A 13,187-nucleotide genomic window follows, 5' to 3' on the forward strand; every position below is an offset into this window, starting at 1 on the left:
GGCCTGGCGCCCGAACTCCGCCTGCGCACACCCGCGCGCCGCCCGTACGTCCGCACGCCGCCCGAGCCACCCGGCTCCGCGGCGGTGCGCCGGTCCGCCCGCGCACCAGCGAGACCCCGGACGGACGGACGCCCACGTGACCACTCACACCGGCCCCACCGGCGACGACGGAACGGCCGCCACCCCGGCGGCCTCCCCGGAGACCACCGAAGCCGGACCGGCGAACTCCGCTTCCCGGCCGCGCCCCTCGGGCCGGCGGCGCCGCGTACTGCGCTGGGTGGCCTTCGGCACGTCGGCGGCGCTGCTGGCCGGCGCCGGCACGGCGTGGGCGGTACTGCGGGACCTCGACGGCAACATCCGCACCGACACCTCGACCGCCCGCGAACTGGCCCGCCACGCGGACGAGCGCCCCGACCCGGCGGCGGGCGAGACGCGGAACGTCCTGCTGCTGGGCTCCGACAGCCGGGAAGGGCGCAACTCCGGCTACGGGGACGCGATCGGTGCCCGCAGCGACACCACGATCCTGCTGCACCTGCCGGCCGACCGCAGCCACGCCACCGCCGTGTCGATCCCGCGCGACCTGATGGTCGACGTCCCCGAGTGCCGCCGGTCCGACGGCACCACCACCCGGGCGCAGTTCGCCCAGTTCAACTGGGCGTTCCAGCTCGGCGGCGCGGCCTGCACCATCCGCACCGTGGAGAAGCTGACCGGGGTGCGGATCGACCACCACCTGATCGTCGACTTCAAGGGCTTCAAGAACATCGTGAACGCCGTCGGGGGCGTCGAGGTCTGCCTGCCGCACGACGTCCACGACCGGGACGCCCGCCTGGACCTCGAGGCGGGGCGGCAGACACTGAACGGCAAGCAGGCACTCGGCTACGTGCGGGCCCGCAAGGCGTTCGACGGCAGCGACACCCAACGCATGGGCCGCCAGCAGGACTTCCTCGCCTCACTGTTGGACGAGGTGCGCGAGGAAGGGGCGCTGACCGACCCGTCCAAGCTCTACCCGCTGCTCGACGCCGCCACGTCGGCGCTGACCGCGGACGAGGGCCTGGACTCGCTCCGCGAGCTGTACGGGCTGGTGCGGAGCCTGCGGGAGACACCCGAGGACGAGGTGCACTTCCTCACGGTGCCCCGGCAGCCCTACACCCTCGACCCGAACCGGGACGAACTCGTACAGCCCGCCGCGAACCAGCTGTTCGAAAGACTGCGCGAGGGGGAACCCGCGCGCGTGACACACACCACATCACCAGGAAGGACGCCCGACTCGTCGCCGGACCCCGAATCCCCTTACCGTGAGGCCTCCGATGCCACCGGCGTATGCAGCGGGGACGGTGCACGGAATGGGGGGAATTGACCTACTAGGAGCCGACGATGCCGGTCACCGGCATCGCTGACCGGCCGGACCGCCGGATATGGTGAGCGATCCGGTCCGCCCCTCGCCGGGGCGCCAGGCGCACAATGGAGGACACTCGCAATCGTGGACGCGCAAGGCCGGCGACACGCAGGCGACATCGACCCCGCAGACCAGTGGGTGTTCAACCCGAGCACCGGCACCTACGAACTGCAGTCGGGCCCTGCTGCCGACAACTCCCGCCACACGTACGGCAACGGCGACCGCATGACGGCGCCGCGCCAGAGAACGCCCTCCTCCTCGCAGCCTACCGACCGTCAACGCGCGGAGACCGACGGCTACGTGCCGCCGCAGCGCGGACGCCGCCGCGCCCGCCCGCAGGACGACGGCGAGCATCCCCGCTCCGGCGACGACGGCGGCGGGCCGCGCGCCAGCCGCCGCAAGCCCCGCCCGAAACCGACCGGGAAGAAGCGCGCCCTGCAGTGGGGCGGCGGCATACTCGGCATGCTCCTGCTGGTCGGCTGCGCGAGCGCGGGCTGGATGTACTACCGGCTGAACGGCAACCTCACCACCGTCGACGTCGGCATCGACAACCCCGCCGTCTCCGACGGTCCGCTGAACATCCTGCTCATCGGCACCGACTCCCGGCAGGGCAAGGGCAACGACGGCTACGGCGACGCGGAGAGCGTCGGCCACGCCGACACCACGCTGCTCTTCCACGTCTCCGCCGACCGCTCCAACGCCACGGTGCTCTCCATCCCGCGCGACCTGATGGTCGACGTGCCCGACTGCCCGGTGACGCAGGAGGACGGCTCCAAGAAGATCATCCCCGGCACCCAGAACGTCCGCTTCAACACCAGCCTGGGCCAGTTCGGCAGGGACCCGGGGTGCACCTGGCGCACGGTGCACGAAGTGACGGGCGTCCAGCCCAACCACTTCATGCTGGCGGACTTCAACGCGGTGAAGGAACTCTCCACGGCCGTCGGCGGCGTCGGGGTCTGCCTCGAACACCCCGTCAAGGACCCCAAGTCCCACCTGGACCTCCCCGCCGGACGCAGCGTCGTCGAGGGCGAACAGGCCCTGGCCTTCGTACGGACGAGGAAGTCGATCGGCTTCTCCAGCGACCTGGACCGGATCAAGCTCCAGCAGCAGTTCCTGAGTTCCATGGTGCGCAAGATGAAGTCCAGCGACACCCTCACCGACCCGGGCAAGCTGTTCGACCTGGCGGACGTTGCCACCAAGTCGCTGACGGTGGACGACGGCATCGGCGGGGTGGACAAGCTGATCGCCCTCGCCAAGGACCTGCGTCGCGTCGACACGAAGAACATCAGCTTCGTCACCGCGCCGGTGCTGGACAACCCGGAGGACCCGAACACGGTCATACTGGACCCGAACAAGGCCCAGCCGCTCTTCCGCATGGTCCAGCAGGACAAGTCCCTGACGAAGACCGACAAGGGCAAGAAGAAGGCGAAGAAGGACCAGGGCGCCGACCTGTCGAAGGTCGAGAAGGCGCCCGCGTCCGAGGTGCGGGTCGACGTGCTCAACGGCGGCGCCCCGGCCGGGTCCGCGCAGACCACGCTCACCTGGCTCCAGACCGAACAGGGCGTGCCGCTCTCCACCAACGCGGGCAACGCCCCGAAGGAGCTGGAGAAGACGACCCTCGCATACGCCCCGAACCAGGCCTCTCAGGCCGCCGCCCTGGCGGAGATGATGGGGCTGCCCTCCTCGGCGCTGAAGGAGACCTCCGGGGACGCCGGACCGCAGGAGGGGATGACCCTCACGCTCGGCGCGGACTTCGTCGAACCGGGCGTGAAGCTGGAGGCCCCCGACAAGGCCCCCGTGGACGCCGTCAACGCCGGCGACAAGTCCCTCTGCGCCGGATAGCGCGGACCCCCTGCCGCCTCCCGGGAGGCGGCGGGGGACGTACAACACCACATCAGGACGGAGAGGTCTCGTGCGGCAGCAGGACGACATCCGGCACAGCAGGAGACGTTCGGGTGCGCCCTCGGCCGGCGATCTGGGCTGGGACGACGGTCTCTACGACGACGCCCGCCGCCCTCCGCACCCGCGCAGCGGCGACCACGACGACACCGGCGAGCCCGGCGGCCCCGGCGAGGACTCCGGGGAGATATCCGGCGGCGGGCCGAAGCGTCCCCGGCGCCGCACCCTGCGCTGGATCGCCATCGGCCTCGCCGTCCTCGTCCTCGTCACGGCCGGCGGCGGTTACCTCTACTACCAGTACCTGAACGGCAACCTCCGCACCGGCGAGCGCAGCGCCTCCGACAGCGGTCTCACCGCCCCCGGGCCCAACGCGCAGGGCGACACCCCGCTCAACATCCTCGTCCTCGGCTCCGACAGCCGGAACTCCGACGCCAACCTCGAACTGGGCGGCAGCAGGGACAGCGTCGGGCAGAAGCCCCTGGCCGACGTCCAGATGCTGCTGCACATCTCCGCCGACCGCTCGAACGCCTCGATGATCAGCATCCCGCGCGACACCCGGGTGGACATCCCCGAGTGCACCGACGCCGACACCGGGAAGACGTACCCGGAGACCAACGGACTGATCAACACCACCCTGGGCCGCGGCGGTCCCGGCTGCACACTCGCCACCTGGGAGAAGCTGACCGGCGTCTACATCCATCACTGGGTGACCGTCGACTTCGCGGGCGTCGTGGCCATGGCCGACGCGGTCGGCGGCGTCGAGGTCTGCGTCGAGCACAACGTGTGGGACCGGCCGCTGCCGGGCGCGGGCGGCGGATCGGGGCTGAAGCTCACCGCCGGCACGCACGAGATCAAGGGCGAGACCGCCCTCCAGTGGCTGCGCACCCGGCACGCGTTCCACAGCGACATCGGCCGCGCCAAGGCCCAGCACATGTACCTCAACTCGATGCTGCGGAAGCTCAAGTCGCAGAACGTCTTCACCGACACCGGACGGCTCCTGGACCTGGCGGAGTCCGCCACGAAGGCCCTCACCGTCTCGAACGAGATCGGCTCGGTGAAGGACCTCTACAACGTCGGCATCCAGTTCAAGAACGTGCCGACCGACCGCGTCACGATGGCGACCATGCCGACCGTCCAGGACCCGTCGAACCCGAACCACCTGCTGCCCGGCGAGGAAGCCTCGCACGTCTGGGCGATGCTGCGCGACGACGTGCCGCTGGACGGGAACGGCGAGAAGGCGGACGAGAAGGGCGACGACGGGAAGGCGCCGGGCGCCGGGGCGTCGGAAGGGCCGGAGGCGCAGCCCGCCTCCGCGATCCCGGTGCGGGTCCTCAACGGCACCGGCAGCGACGGCGAGCCGGCCGTCGACGGCCGGGCCGGCAGCGTCACGCAGCAGCTCCAGGCAGCGGGCTTCGGCCAGGCCGCCACCGTCGCCACGCCGCAGCCGCAGGCGGACACCACGCTCACCTACCCGGAGTCGGGCGGCGCGCAGTCCCGCGCCGACGCGCTGTCCGTGGCGAAGGAACTCCGCGTCCCCGAGGACGCGGTGAAGGCGTCCTCCCAGGTGCAGTCCGTCACCCTCGTCGTCGGCGACGACTGGCGGGAGGGCACCTCCTACGAGGCGCCCGACGCCGGTTCCGTCCCCGACAGCGCCGACCCCCTCAACGCCTCCGACGACAGCGGGACGTGCATGCCCGTGTACGAGCCCTACCGCTGGTGAACTCCCCCGCCCCGAAGGTGACCGGAATTCCCTTTGTGCGCGCCTTCCGCGCCGTGGAACGATCGGGCCCGCACGACCTCGTCGGGCTCGCCCGACGGGCACGGAGGGAATTCCGACCGAGGGGGGACTTCGGCATGCTCAGGAACGCGACACGGGTGCTCACCGCGCTCGCTATCGCCGCGGCGGCGACGCTTCTGGGGCCGGCGGGTACCGCGCAGGCGGCCGCATACGGCTGCAACGGCACGCAGATCGACAGCTGGAACAACTACCACAACGGCACCCGGGTGGCCACGACCTACCTGTACTGGGACGGCACGTACAACTGCGTGGCGGCCGTGAAGCGGGGCGACTACTACGGGAAGCGGTCCCGCATCGCGGTCCAGGCGTGGACGGACGCCACGGGGTACGTCGGCGAGGACGACGGCCACTACCTCTACTACGCCAACTACCGCTTCTACGGGAAGAACCGCTGCATCGCCGTCGAGACGGCGATGTGGAACTTCTCCGGCAGCAACATCGTGCAGGACCACGTCCCGCCGTCCGGCTGGTTCCACTGCGGGTGACGTGCGCGCCCGTCCATGACGACGCCCCCGCCGGCCGGCGGGGGCGTCGTCGTGTCGCTGGTTCCGGTCAGCGCGGCGTGGTCGCCGTGGGGGCGGGGCGGCGGGAGGCGATGACGCGGCGCGCGAGCTTGCGCGGACTGGTGAGGAAGCCCCAGCCCCACGACATGTGCATGGTCGCCAGCGCCACCGGGATGCGTACCCGGGCGGCGAGCGGCAGACCGCGCCCGGCCGGGACGGAGCCGGCCGTGATGGCGGCGAGGTAGCCGGCGGGCACGGCGAAGGCCCACGGGGTGAGCGTCGCGCCCGCGACGAGCCCGGCGGCGATGGCGCAGAGCGCGGTGGGCGGCGCGAGGTAGCGGAGGTTGATGGAGCCGGCGTGGTAGCGGGCGACGACGTGCCGCCAGCGCCCGTAGTTGCGGTACTGCAGCGCCAGCGCCCGCACGTTCGGCCGCGGCCGGTAGGAGACGCGCAGCTCGGGCGAGAACCAGATGCGCCCGCCGGCCTCCCGGATGCGGAAGTTCAGCTCCCAGTCCTGCGCCCGGACGAACTCCTCGTTGTAGCCGCCCTGCTGCTCCAGCACCTCGCGGCGGAAGACCCCCAGGTAGACCGTCTCGGCCTCGCCCGCCTCGCCGCCGGTGTGGAAGGCGGCGTTGCCGACGCCGATCCTCGCGGTCATCGCGGCGGCGACGGCCTGCTCCCAGGCGTTCTCGCCCTCGGCGTGCATGAGGCCGCCGACGTTGGCGGCGCCGGTCTCCGCCAGCAGCCGCACGGCGGTGGCGATGTAGTCCGGGGAGAGCATGCCGTGCCCGTCGACCCGCACCACGACGGGGTGCCGGGACGCCCGGATCGCGGCGTTGAGTGCGGCGGGCGTGCGGCCGGTGGGGTTCGGGACCGTCTTCACCCGCCCGTCCTCGGCGACCAGTTCCGCGGCGATCTCGTCCGTGCGGTCCGTGGACGGGCCGAGCGCGATCACGACCTCCAGCTCGCCGTCGTACTCCTGGCCGAGGATGTGGCGCACCGAGTCGCGCAGGTGCCGTTCCTCGTCGAGGACGGGCATGATCACGGACACGGCGGGGGAAACGCTGGGATTCACGGCGGCCACGTTACCGCGAACGAGGGACACGCCCGCACGCCAGCCGGGTGCCCGGGGGGCCGCGACGCGGCGTGTGGCCCGGTCGGGTCGGTCCTACGTGCCTACAGTCCCGGTCACGACGCCGATACGCCCGGGTCGTCCGCCGTGGAGGTGCCGCTTGCCCCTGTCCCCCCGTCCCCGCTCCCGCCGCGACGCCGACCTCCCTCCGGGCACTTCGGGCCCCGGAGGTGCCCCACTGGGCCGGCCGCGGGGCAGAGGGCGCGCGCGATGGGGGATCCGCGTCGCGGTCGGCGGCTCCGCACTGGTCCTGCTGACCAGCGGCGTCGGGCACCTGGTGGTGAACGGGCTGGAGGGCGGGGTGAACCGCATCAACGCGTTCGCCGGGCTCACCGACCGGCCGGAGTCCACCGGCAACGGCCTCAACTTCCTCGTCGTCGGCGTCGACGACCGGCAGGAGCTGAGCGAGCGGCAGCGTGACCGGTACAAGCTGGGCGGCGCCTCGTGCGACTGCACGGACACCCTGATGCTGGTGCACGTCTCGGAGGACCGCGACCGGCTCAGTGTGATCAGCATCCCGCGCGACTCGTACGTGGAGCTGCCGCCGCACACCGACGGCCGGACGAAGGTACGCCACGACGCACTCCCCGCGAAGATCAACTCGGCGTACGCGCACGGCGGCCCGCATCTGACCGTGCGGGCCGTGGAGAAGCTGACCGACGTGCACGTCGACCACTACCTGGAGGTCGACTTCACCAGCTTCGTGAAGACCGTGGACGTGCTCGGCGGCATCAAGGTGTGCACCGTGCGCCCGCTGCAGGACTCCTACTCCGGCCTCGACCTGCCCGCCGGTACCTCGACGCTGGACGGCGGCGAGGCGCTGAGCTACGTCCGCGCCCGGCACGTGGACGGCGGTTCGGACTTCGGGCGGATGCACCGTCAGCAGCGGTTCATCGCCGCCGTCATCGAGAAGGCGACCAGCACCGGCGTGCTGACCAGCCCGGTACAGCTGAGCAAGGTGACCTCCACGATGCTGGAGTCGGTGCGCGCCGACCGGAACTTCGGCACCGACGAGATGCTGGCCCTCGCGGAGGCCATGCGGGGCTTCACCCCCTCCTCGTCGGAGTTCGTGTCGGTGCCCGTCGCGGACCCGAGCCACGCCGTCGAGGACGTCGGCTCGACCGTGCGGTGGAACGAGAAGAAGGCGGCCCGGCTGTTCGAGGCGGTCCGCCAGGACAAGCCGCTGGCCGGGCACGACACCGCGAAGAACGCCGGCGGCAGCGGCAACCCCGGTGGCGGCGGCACGACCGGGCGGCGGGCCGAACCCACCCTCGTGGACGTGCCGCCTGCGCAGGTCCAGGTCCAGGTGCAGAACGGCACCGCCCGGTCCGGGCTGGCCGGACGCGCCGACACGGCCCTGCGGGAGACGGGTTTCCGCACCACCGGGCTGCCGCGCAACGCCGAGACGCAGGACGTCCGGCGGACGGTGATCGCGTACGACCCGCGCTGGGACCGCTCGGTGCGGACGGTCGCCGCGGCCTTCCCGGACGCGGAACTCCGTGCGGAGCCGGGACGCGGCCCCCTGATGGAGGTCACGCTGGGGAAGGGATTCGCCGAGGTGCACCCGGTCCGGGCGGCCGACCCGTTCGCGGCGGAGAAGCACGACGGCGACCGGGGCAGGGGTTTCGAGGCCGTCACAGGCGACGAAGTCACCTGCGACTAGGACCCCGGCGGGCGGCCGACGGGCGTCAGGCACCGCTGCGGGCCCGCGACGGCCCGGCCCGACCGGGCCTTGGGCGGAGCCCACGCTTGCCGGGACAGGCACGGGCACGGGGGAAGCCGTACAGACAGGCACAGCAGAGACCACCCTGGTCACCTGTGGGGTGGCCTCCACGTGGTCGCCGCCACCCCACCCTGCGCGGAGGGCCGGGCAGGGAGCGCGGCACGTGCGCGCCGGCCGGGTGTGGTCCGCGCGCCGCGCAGCCGCATGGAGGGCCCGTCGGCCGTACCTCGCGCGAGGGTGCGTTCCACGGGCCCCGGCCCCGGGGGCGGTTACGTGCGGGGCCCGCCGACGCCCTCGTCGTCGCCGCCGCGCCACATCCGCTCGTCGTACGCGGCGCTCGGGATCTCGACCACGTCCTCGTCCCGCCGCTCCCGGTGGGGCGGCAGCGCGGCGACGTCGGCGAGATCGAGTGCGAGGCGTTCGACGTCGTTGACCAGCCGCCCGACCGCCGTGACCTCCCCGTACCGGTCGCGCAGCGCGCTCACGCAGCGGCGCAGTTCGCCGATCGCGCGCTCCGCCGCGGTCACCTCCGCCGTGCTCGCCATGCCGTCCACGCTCCTCGTCCGGTGGTCCGTGACATCCGGGTCTGCGGACAGCTTCCGGCGCGGAGCCGTCGCCCGCACGCGGAGCGGACCGCCGGGAGTCGTGGCGGGGCTTCGCCGGCGTCAGCCGAGGCGGCGCCAGGCGGCGTGCAGACGGCGCGCGTCCCGGAGGCGCTGTTCGTACGTGGCGCCGACGGCGAGCAGCAGCAGCCCGGCGACGGCGGGCGGCAGCCAGCGCGGGAGGAGCCCGACGGCGTGTGCCAGGTACGGCGCGAGCTCGTGCGCGGCGACGAGCGCGAGCGCGGCACCGCCGAGCAGCAGCGGCGCCTGGAGGCGGTGCCGCGCGCCGAGCAGCGTCACCGCCAGCGCGCCGATGCCGAGCAGCAGCGGGCGCAGCCCGTGCGGGTCGCCGAGCAGGGCGACCAGGCTGGGCAGCAGCGCGAGAGTCAGGGCGGGGGCGTAGGCCGCCCACGAGGACAGGCGCGGCTGGGCGCGGAGCCGCAGCAGGCCCATGGCCAGCGCGGCGACGGCCGGGGGCAGGGTGTACGCCTCGGGCACCTCCACGTCGGAGGCGTACAGCCGCACCCAGGTGGCCAGCAGGAACAACGCGGTCGCGACGTACGCCGCAGGACGACGGTCCTCGCGCACCGCGACGCACCCGGCCAGCACGCCGCACAGGGCGAGCGCCAGGGCGAGCAGCGGCGCGTCGGCGGCGGCCGGCAGCAGTGACCAGCCGGCGACGACGTATCCGGCGCCTTCCACGGCCAGTGACACGACGGCCCCCGGCGCGAGGAAGCGGGGCGGCACGGCGGACCCGGTACCGGTACCGGTGGTCGGGCGGGCCAGGCGGGCGGCCACCCACGCGGCGACGGCCGCGACGGCGAACACGGCGAAGGCCGCCCGCTCGTGCGGGACGTCCAGCGCGACGGGCACCGCCCACGCGAAACCGGCCGCGTGGAGCACGGCCACCGCGGCGCACAGCGCGGCCACGGCGACCTCGGTGACGAAGCCGCCCCCGTAACGGGCCCCTGCGGTCGGGGAAACGGCGCCGCCCGGCGGAACAAACGCGCCGTCCCGCGGCGGCCGGGTGGTGTGCCGCCGCGCCGCCAGGACCGCGGCGGCCGCGAAGGCGGCGCTCAGCACGGGCAGCGTCACCAGCGTGGCCGTGCGGTCCGTCAGGGCCCAGCCGAGCGCGGTCAGCGCGGTCACGACCGCCACGCCGGAGGCGGTGGCGGCGCTCAGCCGGCCCCCCGTGCCGGTGGCGGCGAGGCCGAGCAGGGCCACGACCAGCGCCACGAGCACCAGGCGCACCGCCGCGTAGGGCAGGTCCAGGGCCGTCGGGGCGACGGCGACGGCCGCCGCGCCCAGGACGAGCGCGCCGAGGGCGGCCGCACGCCGCACCCCGTCCGGCACCGGCACCGGCACGGGCATCCGGCCCGCGACCGCCAGGACCGAGGCGCAGACCCCGAGGATCACCACGGTTCCGGCGTCGCCGGTCCAGTGGGCGCCGAACGCGCCCGCGTCCCGGGGCACCCCCCGCCACGGCGACTCGGCCCACCCCAGCGGCGCGAACAGCGCGTACGCCAGGGGCGGGGCCGCGTAGAGCAGCGCGCAGGCATGGACCCCGGCCGCGGCGAGGAGCAGGCCCGCCCGCGGCGACCTCTTCGGTTCCGTGACGGCGCCGGTCTTCCCCCGCTTCCGTACGCCGGACACGGCCGCCACGAGCAGCACGGCGCACAGCAGGTAGCCCGGCGCCACCCAGGTGACGGACGGCACGAGCGTACGCACGAGTCCACCGGTGGCCGCGACGGCGAGCAGTCCGGCCGCGCAGCCCAGCGCCACCGCGTAGGTGCGCCGCCGCCACCCGGCGGAGAGCAGCACGGCCGCCGCGGCGAGCAGCAGCGCACCCGCCTCCAGGGCGCTCGCCGGGTCCTGCGCGGCCAGCGACAGCCATCCGGCGAGCAGGAGGGCCGGTATGCCGGTGAGCAGCGCCGTGACCGAGGCGGTGACGCGCACCGCCTGCGACGGGCGCCTCGCGCCCGTCCACGGCGCGACCGCGAGCACCGTGTCGGCGGCGGCCGTGACCAGCAGGGCCCATGCCGTGCCGTGGAGCCCGGCGCCCGCCGCGCCGGCCCCCAGCGGCACCGGCAGCTGGGCGAGGACGACTGCGGCCGGTACCGGCCCGCGCAGCCCCGGCCGGGGCACGAGGGTGCCGTACACCGCCCACAGCCCGGCGACGACCGCGACGGCGGTCGCCGTGTAGGCGAGGGCGTCGGTGTGCTGGAGCCGGACCTGCCGGAGCGCGTAGGCGTCGAGGAGCAGCAGCACCAGTGCCACCCAGCCCACCGCTTCGGCGGTGGCGTTCAGGGTGCGGCGCAGCAGGAGGACGGGGGCGGCGACGGCGGCGAGGGTCACGGTGGCGAGAACGGCGGCCCGGCCGGCGATGCCCATCTCTCCCCAGCTGAAGAGCGTGAAGGCGAGGGCGGCGACGGTGAGCAGAACGCCGCCGAGGGCCAGCAGCACGTTGCGGGCGGTGCCCGGCGAGGTCTCCCGTCCGGGGCGGGGCGGCGGCACGGCGCCGTGCCGGGGCGGCCCGAACCCTGCGGGAGGCGGACCGAACCCCGAGGGCCCGTACGCGGGCGGGCCGAAGCCCGGCGGACCGTCGGACTGCGGTCCGTTCGCCGTGGCCCGGACCGCCCCGGCGCGCAGCTCGCCCAGCAGCCGCCGTCGCTCCGCGAGCAGCGTGCCGCGCTGGTGGTCGAGACGGTGCAGCTCGCCCTCGACCCACCGCACGCGGCCGAAGACCGGTCCGGTGACGGGCAGCCCGCAGTGCGGGCAGTGCGCCGCGGACGCGGCCGGGGCGGTCAGCGGCCGCCCGCAGTCCGGGCAGGGAGCGTTCGGCGTGCTGTTCGTCATACGCGGCAGGTTCCCGCGCCGGGCGCGCGGGCGGAATCCGTCGGCGTACTCAGACCACGGATGAGTACGCCGTGCGCGGCCGCCGTGAGGACCCCGCCGGGGTGTTGCGGGCCTGCGCCGCGTCTTTGACCTCGGGAGAAGCCCCCGAGTACGTTCGGAGGCTCTGACCGATCGGCAATCCGACGACGGAGTGGAGAGCCTCCCGTGGAAGCGCCCGCCTCACACACCCTCAGCAGCACGAACGTCCTGGCGCTGGAGATGCCGGGCTGGCTCCGGGAGCACGGTGAGGAGATCATCGCCGGCGCCGCCAGCATTCTGGCGATCGTCCTCGGCGCCCTCGTCGTGCGCGCTCTCGCCAAGCGGGCCATCGCCCGCGTCGTCGCCCGCATCCTGCAGCCCGCGAAGGGGGAGGAGAACGGCACGCCGCGCCGCAACGGCCGCGGGCCCGCCGTGCTCCAGCGCGACGCGGGCCGGGCGCGCGAGCGCCGCGAGCAGCGGGCCAGGACCATCGGCGCGGTGCTCAGCAGCATCGTGACCGTGGTGATCGGCATCATGGCGCTGGCCATGGTGCTGGGCGAGGTCGGCATCGCGCTCGGCCCGCTGCTGGCCAGCGCCGGTGTCGTGGGTCTGGCCATCGGCTTCGGTGCGCAGAGCCTGGTGGCCGACTACCTCTCGGGCCTGCTGATCATGGTCGAGGACCAGTACGGCGTCGGTGACACCGTCGACCTCGGCGAGGCGATCGGCGAGGTGGAGCACGTGGGCCTGCGGCTCACCCAGGTCCGTGACCTGACCGGTGGCCTGTGGCACATCCGCAACGGCGAGATCCTGCGCGTGAAGAACGACAGCCAGGACTGGGCGCGTGCCGTCCTCGACGTCGGTGTGGCGTACGACTCCAACCTGGACACCGTGTACGAGGTGCTGGAGCGCACCGGCCGCGAGCTGCACGAGGACCCGGAGCAGGGCGCGCTGCTGCTGGAGGAGCCGTCCGTGTGGGGCGTGCAGTCGCTGGACGCGGACGCCGTCGTGGTGCGGATGGCCGTGAAGACGCAGCCGCTGAAGCAGTGGGGCGTCACCCGCGAGATGCGCCGCCGGGTCAAGGACAACCTGGACGCGGCGGGCGTGGAGATCCCGTTCCCGCAGCGCACGGTGTGGATGCGGCACGAGGACGCCCGCGCCGCCGTGCCGAAGGGCCGGGACGCCGCCGTGACGCGCTGAGCGACCCGCTCCGGGCCTCCCCGGAACCGTCGGCGGCCCCGGTCACCCGAGAGCGGGTGACCG

The 13,187-nt window shown here is 74.0% G+C and carries 9 protein-coding genes; 6 read left to right on the forward strand and 3 right to left on the reverse strand.

Annotated features, from left to right (window positions below; genetic code table 11):
* Nucleotides 1-136 precede the first annotated feature (136 nt).
* The 4 genes from RM572_RS26775 to RM572_RS26790 all read left to right on the forward strand — a co-directional run bounded on the left by RM572_RS26775 (nt 137) and on the right by RM572_RS26790 (nt 5,578).
* Nucleotides 137-1,357, forward strand: coding sequence for an LCP family protein (locus RM572_RS26775; RefSeq protein WP_311675961.1), 1,221 nt, complete (start codon nt 137-139; stop codon nt 1,355-1,357).
* Between the two features lie 123 nt (nt 1,358-1,480).
* A complete protein-coding gene (locus RM572_RS26780; RefSeq protein ID WP_311675962.1) occupies nt 1,481-3,238 on the forward strand; it encodes an LCP family protein in 1,758 nt (585 codons plus the stop codon).
* Nucleotides 3,239-3,308: 70 nt separating this feature from the next.
* Complete coding sequence (locus tag RM572_RS26785) at nt 3,309-5,015, forward strand: LCP family protein (protein WP_311675963.1); 1,707 nt, start codon at nt 3,309-3,311, stop codon at nt 5,013-5,015.
* A 134-nt stretch (nt 5,016-5,149) separates the two neighbouring features.
* Nucleotides 5,150-5,578, forward strand: coding sequence for a hypothetical protein (locus RM572_RS26790; RefSeq protein ID WP_311675964.1), 429 nt, complete (start codon nt 5,150-5,152; stop codon nt 5,576-5,578).
* A gap of 67 nt (nt 5,579-5,645) precedes the next feature.
* Here the strand turns inward: RM572_RS26790 and RM572_RS26795 are convergent, their stop codons facing one another.
* Complete coding sequence (locus RM572_RS26795) at nt 5,646-6,671, reverse strand: glycosyltransferase family 2 protein (protein ID WP_311675965.1); 1,026 nt, start codon at nt 6,669-6,671, stop codon at nt 5,646-5,648.
* 97 nt (nt 6,672-6,768) lie between these two features.
* On the opposite strand from RM572_RS26795, the gene RM572_RS26800 reads away from it, so the two are divergent.
* Nucleotides 6,769-8,391 carry an LCP family protein gene (locus RM572_RS26800; RefSeq protein WP_449657226.1) on the forward strand — a complete coding sequence of 541 codons (1,623 nt, stop codon included), beginning with the start codon at nt 6,769-6,771 and terminating at the stop codon, nt 8,389-8,391.
* A 329-nt stretch (nt 8,392-8,720) separates the two neighbouring features.
* Here the strand turns inward: RM572_RS26800 and RM572_RS26805 are convergent, their stop codons facing one another.
* Together RM572_RS26805 and RM572_RS26810 are read right to left on the reverse strand one after the other, a co-directional pair.
* Complete coding sequence (locus tag RM572_RS26805) at nt 8,721-8,996, reverse strand: hypothetical protein (protein ID WP_311675967.1); 276 nt, start codon at nt 8,994-8,996, stop codon at nt 8,721-8,723.
* Nucleotides 8,997-9,116: 120 nt separating this feature from the next.
* Complete coding sequence (locus RM572_RS26810) at nt 9,117-11,909, reverse strand: SCO7613 C-terminal domain-containing membrane protein (RefSeq protein WP_311675968.1); 2,793 nt, start codon at nt 11,907-11,909, stop codon at nt 9,117-9,119.
* Nucleotides 11,910-12,113: 204 nt separating this feature from the next.
* On the opposite strand from RM572_RS26810, the gene RM572_RS26815 reads away from it, so the two are divergent.
* Nucleotides 12,114-13,124, forward strand: a complete 1,011-nt coding sequence (locus RM572_RS26815; protein WP_311675969.1) for a mechanosensitive ion channel family protein — start codon at nt 12,114-12,116, stop codon at nt 13,122-13,124.
* The last annotated feature ends 63 nt before the right edge of the window (nt 13,125-13,187 follow it).

Source organism: Streptomyces hazeniae (genome assembly GCF_031845485.1).
Lineage (GTDB): Bacteria > Actinomycetota > Actinomycetes > Streptomycetales > Streptomycetaceae > Streptomyces > Streptomyces hazeniae.

Excerpts from the sequence above, each read along its gene's own strand:
- RM572_RS26790 (WP_311675964.1), top strand. The coding sequence starts at position 5,150 with ATGCTCAGGAACGCGACACGGGTGCTCACCGCGCTCGCTATCGCCGCG.
- RM572_RS26810 (WP_311675968.1), bottom strand. The coding sequence starts at position 11,909 with ATGACGAACAGCACGCCGAACGCTCCCTGCCCGGACTGCGGGCGGCCG.
- RM572_RS26805 (WP_311675967.1), bottom strand. The coding sequence starts at position 8,996 with ATGGCGAGCACGGCGGAGGTGACCGCGGCGGAGCGCGCGATCGGCGAA.